Raw genomic sequence first — 25,515 nt, forward strand, 5'->3', positions numbered from 1 at the left:
GGGGTCGCGGCTGGGCATACTTTTGCCAGGCTTTCGTCAAATGTTTAGGGAGATCGATGATGGACAATGCAATCCGCCGTGGCTCGTTGGAAATGACCGCTGCCATGTTGATTTCCGGGACCATCGGCTGGTTCGTGCTGGTGTCGGGGCAACCGGTGCTGGACGTGGTGTTCTGGCGTTGCGTGTTCGGCGCCGGTACTTTGCTGCTGATTTGCGCCGGGTTCGGCTTCCTGCGCCCGGGCATTCTAACCCGCACCACGTTCCTGTTGGCGGTGCTCAGTGGCGTGGCGATTGTCGGTAACTGGGTGCTGTTGTTCGCCTCGTATTCCCGGGCGTCGATTGCCATCGGCACCGCGGTGTACAACGTGCAGCCGTTCATGCTGGTCGGCCTGGCGGCGCTGATCCTGGGCGAGAAGATCACCTTGCAGAAGCTGTTGTGGCTGGCGATTGCTTTCCTCGGCATGCTGGCGATAGTCAGCGCTCATGGTGAGCAGGGCGAGGGCGGCAATGAGTACCTGATGGGGATCGCGCTGGCATTGGGGGCGGCGTTTCTGTACGCCATCGCTGCGTTGATCATCAAGCGCCTGACCGGTACGCCACCGCATCTGATCGCGCTGATCCAGGTCTGCACCGGGGTGCTGCTGCTTGCACCGTTCGCGCATTTTTCAGCGATGCCGCAAGCGCCCACTGCCTGGGCCAGCCTGCTGACGCTGGGCATCGTCCACACCGGTCTGATGTACGTGCTGTTGTACGGCGCGATTCAGAAGCTGCCGACCGCCCTGACCGGCGCGCTGTCGTTCATCTATCCGATTGCGGCGATCTTCGTCGACTGGTTCGCCTTCGGCCATCGACTCGAACCCCTGCAATGGTTCGGCGTGGCAGCGATTCTGCTGGCTGCCGCCGGCATGCAACGGGGTTGGGGCTTGAAGCTCCGGGGTCAGCTCAAATCGGTTTGAGCAGATTGCGGAACAGTCCTTTCAACTGCTGATTGCCGGCATCCACCAGATGGTTGTCATCAAAGTACAGGGGGACGCCGTTTCTGGAACCCATGCACTGGCCGTCGGGGCACAGGTACGGCGTCGGGTCGATCACCGTCGCATTGCAGCGGCTGGCGGCGGCCTCGATGGTCGCGATGGCGACGTGGTTGCGCTGTTCGTATGTCTGCAAAGGTACCGAAATATCCGTGGTTTGCCCGAACAGTCGCTGATTCAGATTCAAACCCTTGTAGACGCTGAAGGGCATTTCCGGAATCGGTTTGACGATGTACACCGGATGGTTTTCAGCGATTGAACAGACCGTGCTGACGTACTCTTCGGTGTACGCCTCGGAAAACCGGGCCTGGCGCTCGGGAAAGGAAATCCGGTAGCTGTTTTCCCGACCGGGATCCGCGTACAGCGCCGCACGGCTGAACAGCACCACCGGCACGCCAGCGTAGGCGGTTTTCAGTTGTTGCAGTTTTTCTTGATTGAAATCCCGGCACTGGCGTTCGACGCTTTTATCGTGCATGGAAAAATTCGCCAGCGTCGGGCAACCGCCCCGCGACCATGACAGTGCCGCTTGAGGGTTCTCCATTTGCACCGCTGCGGCGGTCGATTGCGCGTGGCTGTCGCCGTACAGGATCACCTTGACATCCCCCGTGCCCAGTTTGCAATCCGCCGCTGCGTAGGCGTTGGGATAGCATTCTTGCGGGTATAGCTCGCTGATGTATTGCGGTTGACCGTGTTCGACCAGCGCCGGGCGCCAATCGGGGTGTTGCTTGACCAGCGAAGACATCGCCGCCGACACGGCAACCACACCCACCGTCAGCGAGGCGAACTTGAGCACTGTGCGGGTCGCGGTCGGGCCTCTCTTGACCTGAGACTCCACCAGGTAGAAGGAGAGGGTGCCGAGGACGAACGAGGCGATAATCGCACCGAGCACATGCGGCCAACTGCCCAATAGCCCGCACAGGTACAGCAGCACTACCAACGGCCAGTGCCACAGGTACACCGAATAGGAAATGCTCCCGATAAATTGCAGCGCAGAATTGCGGCTGAACATCGACCGGGTGTTGCCATAAATCACCAGCATCGTGCCCAACACCGGCACCAACGCCAGATAACCGGGCCACAGATCCTGCTCGGAGAAGCCCAGCACACTGATACCGATCGCCGCCAGTCCAAACGCTTCGCAGAGCAAACCGCCGTGCGGGCCGAGCCGCAGGGGAAATAGCAGCACCAGCCCGCCAGCGAGCATTTCCCACGCACGGGTGGGCAGCATGTAGAACGCGAAAGTCGGATCGAGCCGGGTCACGACGCTGGACGCCAGCAGCGAAATCAGCGTCAGTGCGACCAGCGCCACGCGGGTTCCGGTGGCGCCGAAGAACCTGTGCAGGCCCATGATCAACACGGGGTAGAGCATGTAGAACTGCCATTCCACCGACAGCGACCAGGTGTGCAGCAACCAGTTTTCGTGAAGTGGCGCGGCGAAATAGTTGCCGCTCCGGGCGAAGCTGAAATTCGAGCTGAACAGCAGGCTGCTCTTGATCGTGCGGATGGTTTCGCGCAAGTCGTCCAGCGGCAAATACACATAGCCGAAGATCAGCAGCGCAACGCACAACGTCAGCAGCGCGGGGATGATGCGCCTGGCGCGCGAGGCGTAAAAGCCGAGGAGGGAGAAGTTCTGCTGTTGCACGCCATTGACGATGATGCCGGTCATCAGAAAGCCGGAAATGACGAAAAACACGTCTACCCCGGCAAACCCGCCCTTAAAACCTGGCACCTTGAAATGAAACAGCACCACCGCCAAAACGGCGACCGCGCGTAACGCGTTGATATTCGTCCTGAACTGCATTTTGCATCCATGTACACATCCGTTGTGAGCCGCATTGTAGTGTTGATGTCGGCTTTGTTACATGGGTTTTTCGCAGACTCAGATATTCCAGCGCGGCGCCGTTTTACTCAGTCGTTGCCGCAGTTCGCCAATGTTGGCCACCAGTTGCCGGGTCAACAGTCGATAACCGTCGAGGGCGCTGTAGACCGGCGTGCCGAGGCTGGCATCGGGCAGTTCAAGCGGGCGTTCCAGGCGTTGCACGGCGCCGGTCTTCAAGGCCCGGGCCATGCCGATCAGTTGCACGCGGATCATCCGGTGTTCGGCCCGCAGTGCCGATTGCAGATGCGCCATGGCGTCCGCATCGTTGGCATCCGGGCGGGTGTTGCCGAGGATTTCCAGGGTGCTGACGCACATGCGCAGGTTGCGTTGAATCGCATCCAGCTCGGTCATGGAAATCTTCACTTCCTTGGACACCGACGGCATCAGCGAGCGCAGTTGCACCATCACCGAGGTCACCCGGCCCATCAGCTTCAGGTGTTCATCGGCGCTGACCGGCTGGCCGCTGATGATCCGTCCGTACAAGGTCGCGCAGTCGCGCAAGGCATCGGCCAGGTTGTAGCGCCACGAATACACCGCGTACAGCGGCAGCGCGAAAGAGAAGGCCAGGGCCAGGGCGATGCCGATCAGGATATCGACCCCGCGCCACAAGCCGTCAGTAATCGGGTTGTCGCCATGCCCGGCGACGATGAACACGGTGATCGCCGAGAGCAGGGCGGTGTAACCACCCTTGCCGATGGCGTGATAGGAGAAAAATCCGCAGACCACGGCCATGGCAAAGTACGTCAGCCACGGCAGGCCCAGCCATGCATGTTGCGCCACCAGCACCAGGCCAACACCAGCACCGATCAAGGTGCCGGTGGCACGTTCGGCGGCTTTTTTGCCGATGTTGCCATGGTGTTGCAGGCCGCCGATCACCACCAGCATGGTCACCGAGGCCCACTCGCCGTGGGGCAGGTTGATCCCTGTGGTCAGCAGGATGGTCGCCAGCAACCCCAGCGCCACGCGCACCGCATGAATCAGCCGGGCGTGCCGGTAGCGGCGGTACGGGTCCAGCAATGGCCGCAGGATTCGCCGCAACAGCGGTGGCAGTCGGGAAGTGCTGAATGTACTCAGTGCAGGGTCCTCGTCAGAAAATGTAGTCGGTGGTCAGGAAGCTCGAATCACGCCCGCGAATGATCTCGCTGATCAGATCCTTGTTGCTGTCCTGGAACTTGGTCGCCACCAGCGTGCGAATCGAAAACACCCGCAGCGCATCGTGTACCGACAGCGTACCTTCGGCGGAGTTCTTGCGTCCGTTGAACGGGTAGGTGTCCGGGCCGCGCTGGCACTGCGCATTGAGGTTGATCCGCCCGACCTGGTTGGCGAAGGTATCGACCAGTCGGCCGATCGCCACCGGGTTGGTGCCGAACAGGCTCAGTTGCTGGCCGAAATCCGATTCCAGCACGTAATCGATCACGGTATCGAGGTGACGGTACGGCACGATGGGCACCACTGGCCCGAACTGTTCCTCGTTGTACACGCGCATCTGCGGCGTCACCGGGTACAGCACGGCGGGGTAGAAGAACGACTCGCGACTCTCGCCGCCATTCGGGTTGACCACCTGTGCGCCATGGCTCTGCGCGTCGGCCACCAGGCCGTGCAGGTAATCGACCTTGCCCGACTCCGGCAACGGCGTCAGTGCCACGCCGCTGTCCCACGGCATACCCGGCTTGAGTGTGGCGAGTCTGGCGTTGAATTTTTCGATGAAGGCGTCGACCACATCCTCATGCACGAAGAGGATTTTCAGCGCGGTGCAGCGCTGGCCATTGAACGACAGCGAACCGGTCACCGCTTCACTGACGGCATTGTCCAGATCGACTTCCGGCAACACGATGCCAGGGTTCTTCGCATCCAGCCCCAATGCGGCGCGCAAACGGTGCGGTTTCGGGTGCAGTTTTTTCAGGTCGCTGGCGGCCTTGTTGGTACCGATGAAGGCGAAAATGTCGATCTTGCCGCTGGCCATCAGCGCGCTGACGGTCTCGCGGCCGCTGCCGTAGATCACGTTGATCACGCCGGTGGGGAAGCTGTCGCGGAACGCTTCGAGCAACGGCCGGATCAGCAGCACGCCGAGCTTGGCCGGTTTGAACACCACGGTGTTGCCCATGATCAGCGCCGGAATCAGCGTGGTGAAGGTCTCGTTCAGCGGATAGTTGTAAGGCCCCATGCAGAGTGCAACGCCGAGCGGCACGCGGCGGATCTGGCCGAGAGTGTCCTGTTCCAGTTCGAAACGGCTGGAGCGGCGGTCGAGTTCTTTCAGCGCGTTGATGGTGTCGACAATGTAATCGCAGGTGCGGTCGAACTCTTTTTCCGAGTCCTTGAGGTTCTTGCCGATCTCCCACATCAGCAGCTTGACCACCGCCTCGCGCTGCTGGCGCATGCGCCCGAGAAAGGCTTCGACGTGCTGGATGCGCTCGGCCACACGCATGGTCGGCCACAGGCCCTGACCGCGATCGTAGGCGCGCACGGCCGCATCGAGCGCGGTAAGCGCGGTGTCGGCATCCAGCAGCGGCGTGCTGCCGAGAATCACTTGTTCATCGCCGTTTTCGCCGTGCAGGTACACCGGGCTGCGCACCGTGGCGAGTGGGCCGTCCCAGCGCCGCAGTTGCCCGTCGACGAGGTATTCGCGTTGCTCGATCTGCGCGTCGAGGCGGTATTTTTCCGGGATGTCGCTGACAGAAGGGAACAGGTTGCCAAGGATGTTTGCTGTGCTCATGTCGCTACCCCGCGTGCCAATTGAAAGTCCTGACAAGTTATACGCCTGAACCCGCTGAAATTTAAACCCGCCAATGTCACGCGAATGTCACGCCAAGGCGCGTAACAGAGGGTCTGGCACCACCGCAAAACCCTGTGGGAGCTGGCTTGCCAGCGATAGCGGACTGTCAGCGAAGTAAAGATTTGCTGAGATGACGCCATCGCTGGCAAGCCAGCTCCCACAGGGTTTTGGGTTTGTAGTCGAATCCAGGGTAAATCCTGACTGGCCCCGGATGCCCCCATGACTGTCCCGCAATGCCCTCAACCCATTGCCGCCGCTGCCGTAAGGTGTGATCACAACAATAAGCACGGCCATCCTTGAGGTTCGTTATGCAGGCACTCCGATTCATTCTGCTGCTGGCGTTGTCCACAACGCTGCCCGGTTGCGGCGAACCACCCAAGCCGCAAACCACCGCCCACAACGCGATCCCCAAAGACCCGGCCTTGGCACAGATCTACGCCAACAGCTGCCAGCTGTGCCACGCCAACCCGGCCGCCAACGCACCGCTGACCGGTGATCGCAACGCCTGGGAACCACGCATCCGGCAGGGCGCCGATACGCTGCTCGACCACGCCATCAATGGCTACAACGGCATGCCGCCGATGGGCCAGTGTGTCGAGTGTTCGGAAGAACAATTCCTGCAACTGATCGGCTTCATGGCCGACCAGCCACTCCCACAATAAGGGCGCGCGTATGAGCATGGATCTGACACGCCGCCAGTTGTTGCAGCGGGCAAGCATCGTCGGTGCGTTCAGTGCACTGGCGGCTAATCCTGCGCTGGGGCAGTTGCTGCGTGCGCCACGTTTGATTCCGTGGCGCAATTGGTCGGGCGGGCAGAGTTGCCTGCCGGCGGCGCGGCTGGCGCCGAAAAACCTCGATGAATTGACCGCCGTAATTCGCCAGGCGCAGGGCAAGATCCGTCCGGTCGGCTCGGCGCATTCGTTCAGTGCGCTGGTGCCCACCGACGGCACGCTGCTGTCGCTGAGTTACTTCACCGGTCTGCTCGATCATGACCCGAACACCTTGCAGGCCGAGTTCGGCGCCGGCACGCCAATGTCACGCATGGGCCTGCCGTTGAAGGACATCGGCCAGGCCCTGCAAAACATGGCCGACATCGATTACCAGACCCTCGCTGGAGCCATCTCCACCTCGACCCATGGCACCGGCAAGACCTTTCAGTCCTACTCGGCGCACGTCTGCGGCATGCAACTGGTGACCGCCAGCGGCGAGGTGCTGGACTGCGACAGTCAACACCATCCCGAAGTGTTCAATGCGGCTCGGGTGTCCCTGGGCGCTCTCGGCGTGGCGAGCAAAATCCGCCTGCAAAACCGTCCGGCCTATCGCCTGCGCGAGCGTCAGTGGATCGCCAAGACCGAAGAGCTGCTGGAAGACGTCGACAACAACACCCGGGAAAACCAGCACTGGGAAATGCTCGTGGTGACCCATTCCGGCTACGCGCTGTCCATCGCGCTCAACGAAACCAGCGACCCGGCCACGCCGCCGATTCCGCCCGAAGAGGAAGGCGGCAACGAGTTCGTCACCCTGATCGAGAAGATCGACAAGTACGGCAGCGACTTCCCCGAACTGCGCCGCACCCTGCTCAACAGCCTGCGCCATCTGGCGAGTTTCGAGGATCGGGTCGGCGACTCGTTCGACATCTACGCCAACGTGCGCACCGTGCGTTTCAACGAGATGGAATACTCGGTGCCTGCCGAACACGGCCCGACCTGCCTGCGGGAAATCCTCAAGCTGATTCAGGACAAGGACCTGCGCACCTGGTTTCCCATCGAGTATCGCTACGTCAAGGCCGACGACATCCCGCTGAGCATGTTCGAGGGGCGCGACAGCTGTTCGATCTCGGTGCATCAGCATTACCAGATGGATCATCACAACTTCTTCGCCGCGGTCGAGCCGATCTTCTGGAAGTACAACGGCCGCCCGCACTGGGGCAAATTGCACACGCTCAATGCCCGGACGCTGCAGCCGCTGTACCCGCGCTGGCGCGAGTTTGTCGAGGTGCGTCAGGCGCTCGACCCCAGCGGCAAGTTTCTTAATGCGCACTTGGCGTCGATTCTGGGGGTGAGCTGATGGCGGTCAATCGACGCAATTTTGTCCTTGGCACGCTGGGTGTCGGTGCCTTGTTGGTGGGAGTTGGCGCATGGTTGCGCCCGGGGGATCACGGTGCGCCGTACAGCGAGTATTTCCGCGCGCTGAATAAAGAATTGAAGGACCACGGGCCGATGCGCCCGGTGCTGCTGATCGACCTCGATCGCCTCGACCACAACATCGACGTGGTGATGCAATCGGTCCGACGCGGCGGCAAGCAACTGCGGCTGGTGGAAAAATCGCTGCCGTCGCCGAAGCTGTTGAGCTACATCGCGCAACGCGCCGGGACGCAAAAGCTAATGTCGTTTCATCAGCCGTTTCTCAATCACGATGCGCTGACGTTTCCGCAGTCCGACATTCTGCTCGGCAAGCCATTGCCGGTGCGCTCGGCGCAGTTGTTTTATCAAAATCATCAAGGTCCGTTCGATCCATCAAAGCAGCTGCAATGGCTGCTCGACGGGCCGGAGCGCCTGCAGCAATACCTGGCGTTGGCGCAGGGGTTGGGAACGCGGATGCGCATCAACATCGAGCTGGATGTCGGCCTGCATCGCGGCGGGGTCAGTGACCTGAATGTGTTGGGGCAGATGCTCACGCTGATCAGCGCCAACCCGCAACATTTGGAGTTCGCCGGCTTCATGGGTTACGACCCGTTCGTGGGCATGGGCGTGCCGGGGATTCTCGGCTCCCCGGAGGAACTGTTCGCCAAGGTGATGGTGATTTATCAGCGCTGCGTCGATTTCACCCGGCAGCAGTTCCCCGCGTTGTGGCATGACGGCTTGTGCCTGAACACCGCTGGCAGCCCGAGCTATCACATCCATGAAAACGAGAAACTGAGCAGCGAGGTGTCGGTGGGCACGGCGATGCTCAAGCCGACGCATTACGACTTGCCGTCGCTGGTCGAACACGTCCCGGCGGTGTATATCGCCACACCGGTTTTGAAGAGCACCGGCGCGGTGAACATCCCGGCGCTGGATGACAAGTCGAAATTGTTTTCATGGTGGGATACCAACCAGCGCCAGACCTTCTTTATCTACGGCGGCAACTGGATGGCCGAGTTCGAATCGCCTGCCGGTTTGCAAAGCAATGGGGTGTACGGGCGCAGTTCGAATCAGGAGATGGTCAACGGCTCGAATGCCGTGGGCCTGACTGTCGAAGACCAGGTTTTCCTGCGCCCGACCCAGACCGAGGCGGTGCTGTTGCAGTTCGGTGATCTGCTGGCGGTGCGTGGCGGCAAAATCGTCGACACTTGGCCCGTCTATACCTGACGGAATGTTTTTCTGAAAATACCCCATAACCCTGTGGGAGCGGGCTTGCTCGCGAAAACGGTGTGTCAGTCACTCAGAGGGTGACTGACGGGACGCCTTCGCGAGCAAGCCCGCTCCCACAAGGTTTTGTGGTATCTGCAATTCCCCGATCAATTTCTACGATTTGCTCGACCCACCAAGACCTCATGCTTGAGCTCAATGCTCAGCCTCGCATGCTGATTCCGGCGCAAACGGTGATGCACATTCTGCTGCTGTAACTGCTGTACTCGTGCCCAGCGAGCGGCAGCTTACCCTTGCTGGTTGAACACGTCCCGGTTGAAAAGCACCGGCGCGGTGAACATCCCGGCGCTGGATGACAAGTCGAAACTGTTCTCGTGGTGGGACACCAACCAGCGCCAGACCTTCTTCACCTACGGCGGCAACTGGATGGCCGAGTTCGAATCGCCTGCCGGTTTGCAAAGCAATAGGGTGTACGGGCGTTGCCGGTGCGTGGCGGCAAAATCGTCGACACCTGGCCCGTCTACACCTGACGGAATGTTTTTCTGAAAATGCCCCATAACCCTGTAGGAGCGGGCTTGCTCGCGAAAACGGTGTGTCAGTCACTCAGAGGGTGACTGACGGGACGCCTTCGCGAGCAAGCCCGCTCCCACAAGGTTTTGTGGTGTCTGCAATTCCCCGATCAATTTCTACGATTTGCTCGACCCACCAAGACCTCATGCTTGAGCTCAATGCTCAGCCTCGCATGCTGATTCCGGCGCAAACGGTGATGCACATTCTGCTGCTGTAACTGCTGTACTCGTGCCCAGCGAGCGGCAGCTTACCCTTGCTGGTTGAACACGTCCCGGTTGAAAAGCACCGGCGCGGTGAACATCCCGGCGCTGGATGACAAGTCGAAACTGTTCTCGTGGTGGGACACCAACCAGCGCCAGACCTTCTTCACCTACGGCGGCAACTGGATGGCCGAGTTCGAATCGCCTGCCGGTTTGCAAAGCAATAGGGTGTACGGGCGTTGCCGGTGCGTGGCGGCAAAATCGTCGACACTTGGCCCGTCTATACCTGACGGAATGTTTTTCTGAAAATACCCCATAACCCTGTGGGAGCGGGCTTGCTCGCGAAAACGGTGTGTCAGTCATTAAGAGGGTGATGACGGGACGCCTTCGCGAGCAAGCCCGCTCCCACAAGATTTTGTGGTGTCTGCAATTCCCCGATCAATTTCTGTAATGAAGCTTTTATGACAAAAGTTCGGTAGCACATTGCCCATCCGGTCATGCCTATGTAACGCGCTTGAGGGGCCCTATGGGGCGCTTTTCACAAGCCGAGGCGGGACGCCGGGAGTGAGGCAATGGGGACTATGGAACGCTACTCGAAAGTGGGCATGCAGGAGCTCGATCAACGCCTGTCGAAGATCGTCGAAGCGGCGCGCAAGAAGCCGGTTTCGGTGTATCGCTACGGCGCGCCGTGGGTCTGGATCGTGTCGCAGGATGACTGGCAGGGCGCCTTGAAAGAGGTCTCCAGCTACATTCCGCCCGGCCATTCGCTGGTGCTGCTGCGCCCGCAGATCGACGATTTGCTCGACGCCCATCAAGACCTCATGCACGACCTCAATGCCCAGCCCGGCATGCTGATTTCCGCGCAAACGGTGATGCACATTCTGCTGCTGCAGCTGCTGTACTCGGTGCCCAGCGAGCAGCAGCTCTATGAACAGCTTAATTACAACCTGCTGTTCCGCTGGTTCGTCGGCCTCGGCCTGAACCAGAAAGTCTGGAGCTTCAACGTCCTCAGTCGCGACATCGCCACGCTGCTCAACGAGCCGCGCGCGGTGCTGCTGATCCAGAAAATCATCGGCGAAGTGTTCTGCGGTGCCTTGCTGCAAATGCCCGAGTTCTCCCTGAACTTCGCGCTGCTGCACACCTGGCTCGGCAAGCACAGCGGTGCCTCGCCCGTCAGCAATTAGCCGCGCCAGCCATCGACACAACACACAAAAGGCGCGCAACAGCGCCGACAGGTCATCGCGAATTCAGGGGGTAGTGTGGATCAGATTTTCACGTCACGGCTGGCGCTGTGGAGCTGGCTGCTGGTGACGGCCGGCGCTCAGCCAGCGTTTGCCGACGAGGCCGCCGCAAGCGCTGCGCCGCAGCGTCTGGTGGACGTCAACGAATACTTCGTGCGCGGCAACACTGTGCTTGACGCACGGGCGATCGAAGAAGCGGTGTACCCGTTTCTCGGCCCGCAGAAGACCATGAGCGACATCGAAGGCGCCCGCGATGCGCTGCAGAAAATTTATCAGCAGCGAGGCTACCAGTCGGTGTTCGTCGAACTGCCGGAGCAGGCCGTGGCCGATGGCATCGTCTACCTGCAGGTCAGCGAAACCAAGGTCGGCCGGGTGCGCGTGGTCGGCGCCAAACACTATTCGCCGCTGGACATCCGCGACAACGTCCCGGCACTGAAGGAAGGCGAGGTGCCGGACTTCGCCAAGGTCCAGGGCGAGTTGGCGCAACTCAACAAGACACCGGGACGTCAGGTCATGCCGCTGGTGCGCGAAGGCCAGCGCCCCGGGACCATGGACGTCGATTTGCAGGTCGAAGACCAGAACCCGTGGACCGCCAGTGTCGGCCTCAACAACGATTACAGCGCCGACACCGAGAAGCTGCGCGCCGTGACCAGCCTCGGCTACAACAACCTCTGGCAGCTCGGCCACAGCATCAACCTGACCTACTTCACCGCGCCGCAGGACACCGACAACGCCAAGGTCTGGTCGGCTTCCTACACCGCGCCGCTAAGCGAGCGCTGGAGCGTGCAGTTCTCCGGTTACCAGTCCGACAGCAACGTCGCCACCATCGGCGGCAGCAACGTGTTGGGCAAGGGCCATTCCTATGGTGTGTCGGCGATCTACACGATTCCGTCCAGCGGCAACTGGTCGAACTCGCTGTCGGCCGGCATCGACTTCAAGGACTTCGACGAACGCCTGACCCTGTCCGGCGAGAGCGACAAAGTGCCGCTGAAATACGCACCGTTCACCTTCGCCTACAACGGCTACCGCTACAGCGAAAAGAGTCAGCTCGGCCTTGGCCTGAGCCTCGTCGCCGCCACCCGGAGCATTTTCGGCTACGGCAGTTCCGACGAAGATTTCGACTACAAACGTTACCGCGCCAAGCCGAGTTTCGCCGTGCTCAAGGGCGACAGCAGCTTCACCTGGACCTTCGACAACGACTGGCAGAGCGCAAGCAAAGGCGCGTTCCAGCTGGCGTCGGGACCACTGGTTTCCAACGAACAATTCTCTGCCGGCGGCGCGACTTCGGTTCGCGGTTATCTGGCCGCCGAGCGCACCGCGGATGACGGCGTGCTGCTCAGTCAGGAGCTGCGCACCCCGTCGCTGGCCAGATACGCCGGCAGTTGGATGCTGGAATGGCGCTTCTATGCCTTCGCCGAAGGCGCGCAATTGTACCTGCGCGACGAACTGCCGGATCAGGACGCCAGTTATGCGCTGGCCAGCATCGGCCTCGGCACCCGCGCCAGCCTGAGCAAATGGCTGTCCGGCAGCGTCGACTGGGGCTATCCGCTCCTCGAAGGGCCGAACACTTCGAAGCAGGAATCGCGCCTGCACTTCAACCTTCAAGCCACTTTCTAAAGGAGCACGATTCATGCAGCGCCTCATTCTTTCGTTGTTGATCTGCCTGGGCTTCGTGCTCCCGGCCACGGCGCAGGCCTGGTGGCAGGACGACTGGCATTACCGTAAGCAGATCGCCGTCGACACCACGCCGCAGGGCGCCGCGATCAATCAGGCGCTGGGCCGCACCGCGCTGCTGGTGCGCCTGCACACCGGCAACTTCACCTTCGACGGGGTCAAGGAAGACGGCTCGGATCTGCGCTTTGTCGCCGCCGATGACAAGACCGTGCTCAACCACCAGATCGAAAGCTTCGACGCGCTGATGGGTATGGCGCTGATCTGGGTCGATGTGCCGAATGTCGAGGGCGGCCAGCGTCAGGATATCTGGATGTACTACGGCAATCAGAAAGCCCCGGCCACCGGCAACGGCCAGTTGACCTTCGACCCGAATTACACCGCGCTGTATCACTTCGACGGCGCCACCGGCACTCCGGCCAAAGACACCACCGCTTACGGCAACACCGCGCAAAGTGCCACCGGCGCGGCGATTGACGGTGTCGTCGGGCGTGCCTTGCAGTTCAGTGCCCAGCCGTTGCTGCTGCCGGCCAGTCCGTCGCTGCAACACAACGCCGGCAGCGCGTTCACCTTCAGCGCCTGGTTGCGTCTGGATCAGGCCAATGGCGAGCAGCTGATTCTGGCCCGCCGCGAAGGCGCCAACAGTCTGTTGCTGGGGGTCAATCAAGGCGTGCCGTTCGTGGAGATCAATGGCCAGCGCGCGGTCGCCACGCAGGCGCTGAACCCAGGGCAATGGCAGCACGTCGCGCTGACCGCCGAAGGGGCGAAAGTCAGCCTGTTCAACAATGGCCGTGAAGGCGCGACCCTCGCTCAGGCGATGCCGGCGTTCAACTCGGTCATGGCGATTGGCGCTGATCTGCAACAAGGCCCGTTCCAGCCGTTCGTGGGCGCCATCGACGAACTGCGTCTGTCGAAAGTCGCGCGCCCGGCGGCGTTGCTGCTGGCCGACGCGACCGCGCAAGGCGCCGAGTCGAAATTGGTGGCTTATGGCGTCGATGAAGAACAGTCCGGTTTCGGTTTCGGCAGTCTCGGTTTCCTGCTCAATGCAGTGCCGGTGGATGCCTGGGTGATCATCGCCGTGCTGGTGCTGATGATGTTCCAGTCGTGGATCATCATGCTGCGCAAGAACCGCACCCTCAGCCGCGTGAGCAAGGCCAACGAAGCCTTTCGCGAGCAGTTCGCCAAGGTCGGCACCCGTCTGGAAATGTTCGCCGATGACGCGCAACTGGCCCAGCGCCTGCAGCATTCGTCGCTGTGGCGCCTGTACCTGGTGGCGGTCAAGGAGATCCGCACCCGCCGCGAGCAAGGCGCCGATACCTCGTCGGTATCGGCCGCGACCATCGAAGCCATCCGTTGCTCGATGGACGGCGTGCGCACCCGCGAAAACCAGGCGCTCAGCTCGAAACTCTCGACCCTGTCCAACGCCATCGCCGGCGGCCCGTACATCGGCCTGCTCGGCACGGTGCTGGGGATCATGGTGGTGTTCCTCGGCACCGCGATGGCCGGCGACGTCAACATCAACGCCATCGCCCCCGGCATGGCCGCCGCGTTGCTCGCCACCGCCATGGGCCTGTTCGTCGCGATCCCGGCGCTGTTTGGCTACAACCGCCTGATCACCCGCAACAAGGAAGTCAGCGCCGACATGCGCGTGTTCGTCGACGAGTTCATCACCCGTCTGGCGGAGATGCACGGCGAAGGCCAGTCCAGTGAAGCGGCGCATGCGCGCGGGCATCACGCCAATCACTCCGTACCGGCCTGAGGAGCATTGCCATGGCGTCCGTAAATGCCTCCCACGACGATGACGAAGATGCAGCGGTGGACAGCATCAACATCACTCCGCTGGTGGACGTGCTGATGGTGGTGCTGGTGATGTTCATCCTCACCGCCACCGCGCAGGTTTCGGGGATCCAGATCAACCTGCCCAAGGCCAGCGCCGCGGTGTCGTTGTCGGAAGCCAAGACCAAGGCGATCTCGGTCAACGACGGCGGTCAGGTTTTTCTCGATGCCTACCCGGTGACTCTGCCGGAGCTGGAAGAACGCCTGCGCATCGAGAAAGCGCAGAACCCGGACTTCCCGGTGATCGTGCGCGGCGATGCCACGGTGCAGTACCAGAAAGTCATCGAAGTGCTGGATCTGCTGCGCCGGCTCGAACTGTCCCAGGTCGGTCTGGTGACCGGCAAACCGAGCCAGGGCTGAGTGATGACTGCACAACTCCCGATCGAACCGTTGCCGGTGAAGCGCTCGCCACTGCGTTACCTGAAGTGGGGCGCCGGGCTGCTGCTCGGCGCGCTGGCCGCGTACTTTTTGTGGCAGTGGGCCAATGACATGAGCGGCATCCGCCGTGAAGCGCCGAAGGTGCCGACGATCATTCCGTTGCCGCCACCACCGCCGCCGCCCCCGGAAAAACCGCCGGAGCCGCAAACCCCGGTGGAAGAAAAAATCGTCGAGCCCGAACCGACGCCCGAGCCGCAAGAGGTCAAGCCCGAAGAGGAAGCGCCGCCCTCACCGGCGGACGATCTGGCCAACCCGATGCAAATGGACGGCGAGGCCCAGAGCGGCAGCGACGCGTTCAACATCGGCGCGGGCAAGGGCGGCGGCATGGCCGGTGCCGGCGGCGGGCGGCTGGGCAACGGCACTTACAGCCAGTTCCTCGCGTTCACCTTTCAGAAGCTGCTGCGCGAGAACCCGGACCTGCGCAACCTCGCGTTTTCGCTGCAGGCCGATGTGTGGCTGAGCGCGGTGGGCGAGATCACTCGTGTCGAGCTGATCAAGTCCAGCGGCAACCCCGAGATCGACACCCAGGTACTGGCGGCGCTGCGCAACGCGCCACATTTGAGCGAACGGCCACCGGCCTCGATGACCTTGCCCGTGCGCCTGTCCCTGCAGGGGCGGCGTCCGGGTTAATCCCCATTTTCAAGCTTTGCCAAAAGGAGTTGTGTGCAGATGATTTCCAATGTGAATCGATTGTCCCTGGCGGTCGGCATGGTCATCGCGACCCTGGTCGGTCAGGCCGCAGCAGCGCCTGCGCCCTCGGAGAACGCCACGATCAATCTGATCCGCTTGCTGGTCGAGCAGGGCATTTTGAAACAGGACAAGGCCGACGCGCTGATCGCCCAGGCGCAGAACGAAGCCGCGCAGGCCAAGCAGGCGGCGGCCTCCACCGCCGTGGCGGCCGGGCCGGTGGCGGCGCCGGGCGACGTGCGCGTGCAATATGTGCCAGCTGCGGTGCGTGATCAGATCCGCGATCAGGTCAAGGCCGAGGTCATGGCCACCGCCAAACAGGAAAACTGGGCAGCGCCCAATACCTTCCCGGACTGGGCCTCGCGCATCAGCTTCGACGGCGACATCCGCCTGCGTGACGAATCGCGCTACTACTCCGATAGCAACAGCAACGAAATCGTCGACTTCGCCAAGCTCAACAACAACGGCCCGTACGACGTGAACCCCAACAGCAGCACCAGCCTGCCGCCGTTGCTCAACACTCGCGAAGACCGCACCAATCAATTCCGCATCCGTGCGCGGCTGGGCATGAAAGCGGTGATCACGCCGGAATGGACCGCCGGCATTCGCATCGGCACCGGTTCGGACAACAACCCGGTGTCGACCACGCAGAACCTTGGCGGCGGCTTCGCCAAGAAAGACATCTGGCTCGATCAGGGTTATCTGAACTGGAAGCCTACGGATGAGCTGACCCTGACCGGCGGACGTTTCGCCAACCCGTTCATGTCCACCGACATGCTGTATTCCAACGACCTCAACTTCGACGGCGTGGCGGCGATTTTCGACCACAAGCTCAACCGCGACTGGGGCGTGTTCGGCACCGTCGGTGCGTTCCCGGTGGATTACACCAATGACACCAGCACCAGCAACGGCTTCGACAAGGAAGAAAGCGACAACAAGTGGCTGTACGGCGCGCAGCTTGGCGCCAAATGGGCGATCAACAGCAACAACCGCTTGAAAGGTGCCTTGGCCTATTACCGTTTCGACGACATTCAAGGTCAGCGCTCCAGCCCTTGCGAGCCGTGGGCCGGCGCCCCGGGCTGCGACACCGACGGCAGCCGCGCGGCGTTCATGCAGAAGGGCAACAGCGTGTTCCTGCTGCGCGACATCACGCCGAACCCGGCCAACCCGACCACCACGGCGCAACCGCAATTCGTTGGCCTGGCGTCGGAGTTCAACCTGCTCGATCTGAACCTGGTGTGGGACGCCGACCTACCTGAAGACTTCAAATTGCGCAGCCAGGGCAACTACATCCACAACCTCGGTTATGACGAAGGCGACATGCGCAAGCGCGCCGAAGGACAGCTCGTCAACAACCTCGACAGCAGCGGCGACATCGAAAGCGGCGCCAATGCGTGGATGGTGCAGTTCACCCTCGGCAACGCGCTGGACCTGAAGAAGCAGGGCGACTGGAACCTGTTCGCCGGCTACAAGTACATCCAGCCGGACGCCTTGCCGGACGGCTTCAACGACTCCTCGTTCCACCTCGGCGGCACCAACGCCAAGGGCTATTTCCTCGGCGGCAATTACGGTCTGGCGAAGAACGTCTACGCCACGGGCCGCTGGCTGAGCACCGAGGCGGTGTACGGCGCGCCGTTTGACATCGACGTCTTGCAGCTTGAGATCAACACGCGCTTCTAAGGCGCCGGGAGGACGGTCATGCACGCACGAGTTTTACTGTTGGGGCTGAGTCTGGTCATCGCCCAGGGCGCCAGTGCCGAAGGCATGGAGGAACGTCTGCGCACTCAGTTGCGCAGCACCACCCAGCAACTGCAGGCCCTTCAAAGCCAGCAGGCCCAGGCCAGCGCCGCGCAACTGGCGGCGCAAAACGAGGCCAAGGTCGCGCAAGCGCAGATCAAGCAATTGAGCGCCGAACTGGCCAAGGCCAAAGGCCTCGCCGAGCAGTTGGCTGACCAGCAGCAGAACCTGCACAGCCAGGCTCAGGCGCAAGTTGCAGCGAGCAACGAGCAGGTCGGCAAGTTCAAGAAAGCCTACGACGAGTTGCTGGTCATGGCCCGTGCCAAAGAGGCCGAACGGGCAAAACTTCAGGCGCAATTGACTGAACGTGACACACAAGTGCAGCAATGTTCAGTCAAGAATCAGCAGATGTACGGGGTCGCCAAACAGATCCTCACCGCCTACGAAAACATCGACGTGGCCGAGGTGATGAAGATCCGCCAGCCCTTTGCGGGGAGCGCACGGGTCAAGTTCGATGAACTGGCCCAGGGCTTTGGCGATGAACTCTACAAGACCCAATTCGACGCCCCGCAAGCGGCGCTCGCTCACTGATTTGACAAGGAAGACAGCATGACTCAATTGACCAGCCACGTATCCGCCCAGTCCCTGACCGACGTGCTGCAAGCCGCCGGTTACCGGGTCAACCAGACCGAGCACAACGGCATCGTGCAATTGCTCAGCGCCAGCCAGGGCATCGGCTATGCCGTGCGTTTCGGCAACCCGGCGGTGGCGGAGCAGGGCAGCTATGTCGACTTCACCTTCAGCTGCGCGCTGCGGGTGCAAGGTGAGTTGCCAGCGGGTGTGGCCGAGCAGTGGAACGCCACTCGGCGCTTCGCGCGGTTGTCGTTGCAGGGCGAGTTTCTGCTGATGGAAATGGATGTGGTGGTCGCCGCTGGTGTGAGCCACGATCACCTGCGTGGCAATCTTGAATTGTGGGATCGCCTGCTGCAGGAGTTCATCGTTTACCTGCGTGATTTCACTCAGGCAGCAACGGCGCAAACCGCCAAAGTCGCCGTTGCCGGACAAGAGGAAGTCGCGCTGTGAAAAAACCGGCCATGGTGATTGGCGCCGGAGCCGTGGCGCTGTTGGTGGTAGCCGTGGCGCTGGTGCTACGACCGGGCACCGACCCGGTCGCCGCGCAGCAATCGTCGCCACTGGCGGTCGTTGCTGCGGGGCCGGCATTGGCGCGGTTGGGTAATCAGCAGGTGACGCCGCAGGAGTTGCAGGCGTTGCTGGCGACGGTACCGCCGGCAACCCGCGAACAACTGCGCGGCAACCGTGAAGCACTGGAGCGTTGGCTGCGCACGCGTCTGGCGGAAAAGGCCGTGCTCGAACAGGCTGATGCCCAAGGCTGGGCGCAGCGTCCGGACGTGGTGCGGCAAACCCGTGCCGCGACTGAGCAGATCGTCTTCCGCGATTATTTGCGTTCGGTCAGCGCCGTGCCGGCGGATTACCCGAGTGCGGCCGAATTGCAGCAGGCGTATGACGCCGGCAAGGCGCAATGGCAGACCCCGGCGCTGTACCGGGTGAGCCAGATTTTCCTCGCCGTGAATGATCCGCAGAACCTCGAAGCGGTGCGCAAACAGGCGACGGAACTGAGCAAAAAGGCCCAAGCCACACCGGGGGATTTTGCCGCGCTGGCCACGCAGTTCTCGCAGGATCGGGTTACGGCGCAGCGCGGCGGCGACACTGGCCTGCAACCGTTGCAGCAACTGGTGCCGGAAGTCCGAGGCGCCGTGGCCCGCTTGAAAGTCGGCGCGGTGTCCGACCCGCTGCAAAGCGCCGCCGGCTTCCATGTGATCAGACTCACCGAACAGCAACCGGCGCGCACCGCGACCCTCGACGAACTGCGTGATCAACTGACCCAGGCATTGCGTGCGCAACGTCAGGAGCAGATCGCCCAGGCGTACCTGGACGGCATGCTCAACACGGCAACGCTGAGTATCGACGGCGCTGAACTGAACAAGGTGCTGGAGGAAAAACTGTGATTCAGATCCACCTCTGAACCCCTGTGGGAGCGGGCTTGCTCGCGAAGGGGCCATGCCAGACAACTTGTTCGTTGAATGACACATCGCTTTCGCGAGCAAGCCCGCTCCCACATTGGAGCCGTGACGTTTTCCAAAAATACATAGATCGACAGGGAGTCATCGATGTCATTCACCGAACCCGCAGGACGCCAGGGTAGCGCCGATTACCGCTGGGCACAGGGCGAGCGCGAGCCATGGCTGGCGCGCGCTGCGACCCTTGATGCCGACGTCGCCCAATACTTTCTGGTCAGCGCCCGCTGTGGCTGTTTCATGCAGGCGGCGCGCAGCCTCAACGTGCGTTCGACCCTGCTGCGCAAGCAACTGGCGCAGCTTGAACACGAGCTGCAGCACTCGCTGTTCAGCTTTCAGGGCAGCGCCCTGAGCCTGACCCGCGAGGGCCAGCAACTGCAGGCGCAACTGGTGGCCATGGCTCACGAGCGCAAACTGCCAGTGATCGAGCAGCCGCTGGTGCGCCTGGCCGTCGCCGAGTCGCTCCTGCATGACATCCTCGGTCGCGACCTGATCGCCTTGCTGCGGCGCAACGCCAGCCTGCGTCTGGAAATCATCGCCCTCGACAGCGAACTGGCCCTGCAAGCCGTCAGCGCCGATATCGTCCTGTGGCTGGCCCCCGGTCAACAACCGAGCCCCGGTCCAACCTTCGCCACCACGGAGCCGCAGGCGCTGGCGCGTCTGGACTACCTGCCGCACATCGCCAAACGCTACTCCCGCGTCACCGCCCGCCCGGCCACGGCCGACGACCTGAGCGATTTCATGCTGGTGCAACGGCAACCCGACCGGCACATCGACAGCTTCCGGCCGTGGAATGAGCTGGTCGAACAGCGCCTGGCCGGCGTGGTGCAGATGCAGTCGTATGAATTGATGCTGGAGATGATTCGTTGCAGTGCGTGCATCGGGTTGTTGCCGGCGTATATGAGCCGGTTTGATCGCGGGCTGGTGGCGTTGCCGGGGTTGTTTGATGAGGCGATGCAGTTGCAGGTGTGGTTGGCGGTGAATAGTGAATCGCAGGAGGCCCGGAAAGTACAGGTGTTGGTGGATTTGATTAAGCACACGTTTGAAGAACGTCGGGAGTGGTTTCTGTAAGGCCTTCAGTGGCGAGGCGCTGATCCCCCTCGCCCTTTTTTGCCGAGAAACAGGATCGAATAGATCCGATATCAAGCAGCAGTTGAGGGGAAGTTGATGGTAGTCAACAATCTACGTGTGGGCTTGCACCTTTAATGTTATAACTGTCAGTTATCCATATCGCGAATTGATATAAATACCTGTTAAATCTGACAGGTGTTTATATTTTTTTTGTAGCGGAAGATGAAGTCGTCTGAATGCCCATACTTTCAAGGAGAACTATCATGGGATTGGAATTTGTTGATTTTCCGTCGGCCGACCTTGATACAAACAATGCGTTGAGCAGAAAGGCACAGATTGAAAAATTTAATCGCGACCTTGGTAGTGATTTTAGACGCTCAATTATTACTATGTTTGAATCTTTGGGGTCATCCCAGGAAGAGTCATCTCGGAAAGAACTTGAAAAGTTGGAAGAGGCGGGCACTTTGGAAGGTTCTGCCAGAATCGATGCGCTCCGAGCCTGTGGTATCGGGGTTGATCCTCCTAGACCGCTAAATGAAGAAGAACAGAAATTGATCGACGAGTACGGCAAGAAAATTTCGGAGTTCAAAAAAATTCACCATCAGGTTGGGTTGTCGGATATTCCAGACGAAATGGTGAAGGCTCGAATAATCGGTCAAAGGGGCGGTGTACGATTCAAATTTAAAACCACGGATTATAAAGCCGAAGTTGATGAGGTGCTCGATCGATTGAAAAACGGCGGATGTCGCAATGCCGATGGCAGCGTCTATACATATGACAAAGCTAGAGAGGAAATTATTAGTGAAAAAAATTTCGGCACTCGATGGGTGGCAAATTAGTGCTGGTGGAATGAGGGCTCTGTTTAATTGTTTGTTGAGCTGGTGTTCATCGAGCGCGTCGTAATAGCAGTTTTGGTAAAAAGTATATAGAGCTGAAATGTTTTATTCATTTTTGTATGTCGGGCGGCCTTTTGGTCGCCCTGTCTTAAACGCGGTTTCTTGCGTAATTCATTGATAACTGAAATCCAACAGTTTCGATCTAGCCAGCACTGGCGCTTTCACTGGCCAGCTCAGCCCTCAAACGATTCGTCTTGCAGACGTACTGGGCTTTCTTTTCTCGGTGTGAATGATCCGAAGAATATCGAAGCGGTGCGCAAACAGGCGACGGGACTGTACAAAAATGCTCAGACCGCGCCGGGAAATTTGCGACGCTGGCGAGCCAGTGTTCGCAGGGCCGGCAGAGCGCCCAAGCGTACCTGAACGGAATGCTCAACACGGCAACACTCAGTTTCGACGGAGTTGAACTGAACAAGGTCCTTGAAACCAACAACAATCTCCTGTGGGCCTTCGCCTGCTCCCGATAGCGGTGTGTCAGGCAAAGCGATGTCAGGTGTACCGACGCAATCGCAAGCAGGCGAAGGCCCATACGTGTTTACCTCTGGCAGATAATTTGGTCGGCGGTTTACAGTGATCAGCCATACCTCGATCCAGGAAGGATCCGCCATGCCCGAGCACAGCCCCGCCATCCACCTCGAACGCTTCAACGAATCCCACGTCGAGGGCGTGACCGCGCTGTACAACGACCCCGCCGTGGCGCGGCAGGTGTTGCAGATGCCGTTTCAGTCCACGGAGGTCTGGCGGCAACGGCTGATGGCGGACAACGAGCGGGCGGTGAAGCTGGTGGCGCTGCATCAGGGCCAGGTGATCGGCAATCTGGGCCTGGAAGGCTATTCGCGGATGCGCCGCAGCCACGCCGCCAGTCTTGGCATGGGCGTCGCTGTGGCGTGGCAGGGCAAGGGGGTCGGTTCCAGATTGCTGGCAGCGGCGCTGGACGTTGCCGACAACTGGATGAATCTGCACCGCGTCGAGCTTACGGTGTACGCCGACAATGCCGCGGCCATCGGTTTGTACCGCAAGTTCGGTTTCGAGGACGAGGGGCTGTTTCGCGACTATGCAGTGCGTGACGGGCAATGGGTTGACACCCTGAGCATGGCCCGTCTGCGCACGCGCATAAAAACCTGACTCACTCGCCCAAAGCAAACGCCACCGCCGCCTGCGCATGCAGTTCGGTGGTGTCGAGCAGGGGCAGGGTGCTGTGTTCGGGTTTGACCAGCAGGCCGATTTCCGTACAGCCGAGGATGATCGCCTGAGCGCCGCGCGCGGTGAGTGATTCGATCACCCGTTGATAAATCTTGCGCGACTCGTCACTGATCACCCCGACGCACAGTTCGTCATAGATGATGCGGTGCACGTCCTGGCGCTCGATGGCGTCCGGCACCAGCACGGTCAAACCCTTGGCAATCAAGCGCTGCTTGAGAAAGTCCTGCTCCATGGTGAACGCCGTGCCAAGCAGGCCGACCGTGTGCGCATCGATGTCCAGCGCGGCCTGCGCCACCGGTTCGGCGATGTGCAGGAATGGGATGCTGATCGCCGCCTGAATCTGCTCCGCCACCTTGTGCATGGTGTTGGTACACAGCACCACGCATTCGGCACCGCCAGCCTCCAGTCGGCGCGCGGCATCCACCAGAATCATCGCTGCATCGTCCCAGCGCCCGGCATGCTGGGCCTGTTCGACCGGGCCGAAGTCGACGCTGTGCATCAGCAGTTGCGCCGAACGCAGCGGGCCGAGCCGATCGCGGACCTGTTGATTGATGAGGCGATAGTATTCGGCGCTGGACTCCCAGCTCATGCCGCCGATCAGGCCGATGGTGCGCATTGAAATTCCTCTGGCTATGGCCCGGGTTGAAGAGCCGGGCTGCGTCTGAGTGTCCATCGACTCAAGGGCGGATGCCAGCGCAAAACAACTGTACCGTTGATCCTGTTGCCAGGTGTCATGGTGCCCTGCGGCGCCAATGTCCCGAAAACGCCGTTACCCCTGTAGGAGCTGCCGCAGGCTGCGATCTTTTGATCTTGTTTTTAAAAAAATCAAAGTCAAAAGATCGCAGCCTTCGGCAGCTCCTACAGGGGGAGCGTTTACATATCGAGGTTGATCCAGCCCGGTTTGGGTTCTTCCGGTGCCGTCGCCTTGACGGGTTTGCCGGTCGCCAGCTCCACCCGCCGTGCCACCTCCGGGTCATCGGCAAACGGCACCATACTCGCGTCATCCAGGCTTTCTGAAGTCTGGTGGCGCAGGCAGTACTCCACCGCCAGCCACAGAAACACCACGCCCAGCCCATTCAGGAACATATCGAACATGATCAGCTCTCCGACTCAGGCGATCTGCGCCTGGCTGCGTGCCAGCGCCACATCGGCCACGCGCACCGTGCGCCAGACGTTATAGGCCATCAGCAACATGCCGCTGAGGAAGAACACCCCACCGACAAAGCGCACGATGAACCCCGGATGGCTGGCCTGCAGCGCTTCGACGAACGAATAGGTCAGCGTGCCGTCTTCGTTGATCGCCCGCCACATCAGGCCTTGGGTGATGCCGTTGACCCACATCGAGGCGATGTACAACACCGTGCCGATGGTCGCCAGCCAGAAGTGCAGGTTGATCAGCGGCGTGCTGTACATCTGCTCGCGGCCAAACACTTTCGGCACCATGTGATAGGTCGCGCCGAAGGTGATCATCGCCACCCAGCCCAGAGCGCCGGCGTGGACGTGGCCGATGGTCCAGTCGGTGTAGTGGGACAGGGCATTGACCGTTTTGATCGCCATCATCGGCCCTTCGAAGGTCGACATGCCGTAGAACGCCAGCGACAGCACCAGGAAGCGCAGGATCGGGTCGGTGCGCAATTTATGCCAGGCACCGGACAAGGTCATCATGCCGTTGATCATCCCGCCCCAGCTCGGCGCGAGCAGGATCAGCGACATCGCCATGCCCAGCGACTGCGCCCAGTCCGGCAGCGCGGTGTAGTGCAAATGGTGCGGCCCGGCCCAGATGTACAGAGTGATCAGCGCCCAGAAGTGCACGATCGACAAGCGGTACGAATACACCGGGCGATTGACCTGTTTCGGCACGAAGTAATACATCATTCCGAGGAATCCGGTGGTGAGGAAGAAACCCACCGCGTTGTGCCCGTACCACCACTGCACCATCGCGTCGGTGGCCCCGGAATACACCGGATAGGACTTGAACCAGTCCACCGGGATCGACAGGTGATTGACCACATGCAGCATGGCGATCACCAGGATGAACGCGCCGAAAAACCAGTTGCCGACGTAGATGTGTCTGGTTTTGCGCTGCACCACGGTGGTGAAAAACACGATGCCGTAGGCGACCCAGACCACTGCCATCCACACCGCGCCGGAGAATTCGATTTCGGCGTATTCCTTGGTGGTGGTGTAGCCCAGCGGCAGGGTGATCAGCATGATCACGATCACCGACTGCCAGCCCCAGAAAGTGAAGGCGGCGAGCTTGTCCGAGTACAGCCGCACCTGACAGGTGCGCTGTACCGCGTAGTAACTGGCGGCGAATTGCGCACTGCCGGCGAAGCCGAAAATCACCAGGCTGGTGTGCAGCGGGCGCAAGCGGCCGAAGGTGGTCCACGGCAGGTCGAGGTTCATTTCGGGCCATACCAGTTGCGAGGCGATCCATACCCCCATCGCCATGCCGACGACACCCCAGAAAACCGTCGCGATAACGAATTGGCGGACGACCTTGTAGTTATAAGCCTGTCCGATTGTTGCTGTGCTCATGGTCAGTTCATCCACGGTTGCAAAGTCTTGCCAGGCCACCCTGGTCTGGCACGAGCTGCACTGTAGGAACAGCGCCAGAAACAAAACAGGCTCAGGAATATTTGATTTATACGGATCAGATCGAGGTAGTGCCTGCGGCGTTCTGCCACGCCCTGATATGGTTTTTATGCGTTCAGGTGAATCTGTAACGTGCTGCGCCGTTCGGCCATAGTTTGGGAAAATCCTGTGGGAGCGGGCTTGCTCGCGAATGCGCTGTGTCAGGCAACTGAATTGTTGACTGACACAGCGCATTCGCGAG

22 protein-coding genes and 2 pseudogenes are annotated in these 25,515 nt (G+C 60.9%); 18 read left to right on the forward strand and 6 right to left on the reverse strand.

From position 1 onward, the window contains the following. Nucleotides 1-59: 59 nt before the first annotated feature. The gene (locus tag ACXR0M_RS19775; protein WP_458833451.1) at nucleotides 60-956 is read left to right on the forward strand and encodes a DMT family transporter; all 897 of its coding nucleotides are present in this window, start codon (nucleotides 60-62) and stop codon (nucleotides 954-956) included. Here the strand turns inward: ACXR0M_RS19775 and ACXR0M_RS19780 are convergent. From ACXR0M_RS19780 to ACXR0M_RS19790, 3 genes are all read right to left on the reverse strand, one after another. Continuing rightward, nucleotides 943-2,832, reverse strand: a complete 1,890-nt coding sequence (locus tag ACXR0M_RS19780; RefSeq protein WP_458833452.1) for an acyltransferase family protein — start codon at nucleotides 2,830-2,832, stop codon at nucleotides 943-945. The two genes, ACXR0M_RS19775 and ACXR0M_RS19780, sit on opposite strands and share 14 nt — an antisense overlap. A gap of 78 nt (nucleotides 2,833-2,910) precedes the next feature. Continuing rightward, nucleotides 2,911-3,951, reverse strand: coding sequence for an FUSC family protein (locus tag ACXR0M_RS19785; protein WP_458833491.1), 1,041 nt, complete (start codon nucleotides 3,949-3,951; stop codon nucleotides 2,911-2,913). Nucleotides 3,952-3,997: 46 nt separating this feature from the next. Then, nucleotides 3,998-5,623, reverse strand: a complete 1,626-nt coding sequence (locus ACXR0M_RS19790) for an NADP-dependent glyceraldehyde-3-phosphate dehydrogenase (RefSeq protein WP_458833453.1) — start codon at nucleotides 5,621-5,623, stop codon at nucleotides 3,998-4,000. A 368-nt stretch (nucleotides 5,624-5,991) separates the two neighbouring features. On the opposite strand from ACXR0M_RS19790, the gene ACXR0M_RS19795 reads away from it, so the two are divergent. The 17 genes and pseudogenes from ACXR0M_RS19795 to ACXR0M_RS19875 all read left to right on the forward strand — a co-directional run bounded on the left by ACXR0M_RS19795 (nucleotide 5,992) and on the right by ACXR0M_RS19875 (nucleotide 22,601). Further along, nucleotides 5,992-6,345 carry a c-type cytochrome gene (locus ACXR0M_RS19795; protein ID WP_458833454.1) on the forward strand — a complete coding sequence of 118 codons (354 nt, stop codon included), beginning with the start codon at nucleotides 5,992-5,994 and terminating at the stop codon, nucleotides 6,343-6,345. Between the two features lie 76 nt (nucleotides 6,346-6,421). Continuing rightward, nucleotides 6,422-7,750, forward strand: coding sequence for a D-arabinono-1,4-lactone oxidase (locus ACXR0M_RS19800; RefSeq protein WP_458833492.1), 1,329 nt, complete (start codon nucleotides 6,422-6,424; stop codon nucleotides 7,748-7,750). A gap of 74 nt (nucleotides 7,751-7,824) precedes the next feature. Continuing rightward, nucleotides 7,825-9,033, forward strand: coding sequence for a DSD1 family PLP-dependent enzyme (locus ACXR0M_RS19805; protein WP_458833493.1), 1,209 nt, complete (start codon nucleotides 7,825-7,827; stop codon nucleotides 9,031-9,033). 306 nt (nucleotides 9,034-9,339) lie between these two features. Continuing rightward, nucleotides 9,340-9,513 (forward strand): annotated as a pseudogene (locus tag ACXR0M_RS19810) (DSD1 family PLP-dependent enzyme); the annotation flags it as partial. A gap of 356 nt (nucleotides 9,514-9,869) precedes the next feature. Continuing rightward, a pseudogene (locus ACXR0M_RS19815) lies at nucleotides 9,870-10,046 on the forward strand (DSD1 family PLP-dependent enzyme); the annotation flags it as partial. Nucleotides 10,047-10,375: 329 nt separating this feature from the next. After that, nucleotides 10,376-10,987, forward strand: coding sequence for a transposase (locus ACXR0M_RS19820; RefSeq protein WP_458833455.1), 612 nt, complete (start codon nucleotides 10,376-10,378; stop codon nucleotides 10,985-10,987). Between the two features lie 75 nt (nucleotides 10,988-11,062). Next, complete coding sequence (locus tag ACXR0M_RS19825) at nucleotides 11,063-12,661, forward strand: ShlB/FhaC/HecB family hemolysin secretion/activation protein (protein WP_458833456.1); 1,599 nt, start codon at nucleotides 11,063-11,065, stop codon at nucleotides 12,659-12,661. 13 nt (nucleotides 12,662-12,674) lie between these two features. Next, nucleotides 12,675-14,474, forward strand: coding sequence for a DUF2341 domain-containing protein (locus ACXR0M_RS19830; RefSeq protein WP_458833457.1), 1,800 nt, complete (start codon nucleotides 12,675-12,677; stop codon nucleotides 14,472-14,474). Between the two features lie 11 nt (nucleotides 14,475-14,485). Then, the gene (locus tag ACXR0M_RS19835) at nucleotides 14,486-14,911 is read left to right on the forward strand and encodes an ExbD/TolR family protein (RefSeq protein WP_096821810.1); all 426 of its coding nucleotides are present in this window, start codon (nucleotides 14,486-14,488) and stop codon (nucleotides 14,909-14,911) included. Nucleotides 14,912-14,914: 3 nt separating this feature from the next. Further along, on the forward strand, nucleotides 14,915-15,619 hold the full coding sequence (locus ACXR0M_RS19840; protein ID WP_458833458.1) for an energy transducer TonB family protein: 705 nt from the start codon (nucleotides 14,915-14,917) through the stop codon (nucleotides 15,617-15,619). A gap of 39 nt (nucleotides 15,620-15,658) precedes the next feature. Continuing rightward, nucleotides 15,659-17,356, forward strand: a complete 1,698-nt coding sequence (locus ACXR0M_RS19845; RefSeq protein WP_458833459.1) for a putative porin — start codon at nucleotides 15,659-15,661, stop codon at nucleotides 17,354-17,356. Between the two features lie 18 nt (nucleotides 17,357-17,374). After that, nucleotides 17,375-18,004 (forward strand): DNA repair protein, encoded by a 630-nt coding sequence (locus ACXR0M_RS19850; RefSeq protein WP_458833460.1) that lies wholly within the window; start codon nucleotides 17,375-17,377, stop codon nucleotides 18,002-18,004. 18 nt (nucleotides 18,005-18,022) lie between these two features. After that, nucleotides 18,023-18,496: a YbjN domain-containing protein gene (locus ACXR0M_RS19855; RefSeq protein ID WP_458833461.1), complete on the forward strand. Its 474-nt coding sequence runs from the start codon at nucleotides 18,023-18,025 to the stop codon at nucleotides 18,494-18,496. Then, a complete protein-coding gene (locus ACXR0M_RS19860) occupies nucleotides 18,493-19,440 on the forward strand; it encodes a peptidylprolyl isomerase (RefSeq protein WP_458833462.1) in 948 nt (315 codons plus the stop codon). The genes ACXR0M_RS19855 and ACXR0M_RS19860 overlap by 4 nt, the downstream gene beginning before the upstream one ends. A 162-nt stretch (nucleotides 19,441-19,602) precedes the next feature. Further along, the gene (locus ACXR0M_RS19865; protein ID WP_458833463.1) at nucleotides 19,603-20,580 is read left to right on the forward strand and encodes a LysR substrate-binding domain-containing protein; all 978 of its coding nucleotides are present in this window, start codon (nucleotides 19,603-19,605) and stop codon (nucleotides 20,578-20,580) included. 263 nt (nucleotides 20,581-20,843) lie between these two features. Continuing rightward, a complete protein-coding gene (locus tag ACXR0M_RS19870; protein ID WP_458833464.1) occupies nucleotides 20,844-21,419 on the forward strand; it encodes a hypothetical protein in 576 nt (191 codons plus the stop codon). 663 nt (nucleotides 21,420-22,082) lie between these two features. Next, the gene (locus ACXR0M_RS19875; RefSeq protein ID WP_458833465.1) at nucleotides 22,083-22,601 is read left to right on the forward strand and encodes a GNAT family N-acetyltransferase; all 519 of its coding nucleotides are present in this window, start codon (nucleotides 22,083-22,085) and stop codon (nucleotides 22,599-22,601) included. A 1-nt stretch (nucleotide 22,602) separates the two neighbouring features. Here ACXR0M_RS19875 and ACXR0M_RS19880 read toward each other — a convergent pair whose 3' ends face one another. The 3 genes from ACXR0M_RS19880 to ccoN form a co-directional block, all read right to left on the reverse strand. Then, nucleotides 22,603-23,295 (reverse strand): aspartate/glutamate racemase family protein, encoded by a 693-nt coding sequence (locus ACXR0M_RS19880; protein WP_458833466.1) that lies wholly within the window; start codon nucleotides 23,293-23,295, stop codon nucleotides 22,603-22,605. 257 nt (nucleotides 23,296-23,552) lie between these two features. After that, nucleotides 23,553-23,774 carry a cbb3-type cytochrome c oxidase subunit 3 gene (locus ACXR0M_RS19885; RefSeq protein ID WP_458833467.1) on the reverse strand — a complete coding sequence of 74 codons (222 nt, stop codon included), beginning with the start codon at nucleotides 23,772-23,774 and terminating at the stop codon, nucleotides 23,553-23,555. 15 nt (nucleotides 23,775-23,789) lie between these two features. Beyond that, a complete protein-coding gene (ccoN, locus tag ACXR0M_RS19890; RefSeq protein ID WP_458833468.1) occupies nucleotides 23,790-25,217 on the reverse strand; it encodes a cytochrome-c oxidase, cbb3-type subunit I in 1,428 nt (475 codons plus the stop codon). Between the last annotated feature and the right edge of the window lie 298 nt (nucleotides 25,218-25,515).

Source organism: Pseudomonas sp. Eth.TT006 (genome assembly GCF_054456575.1).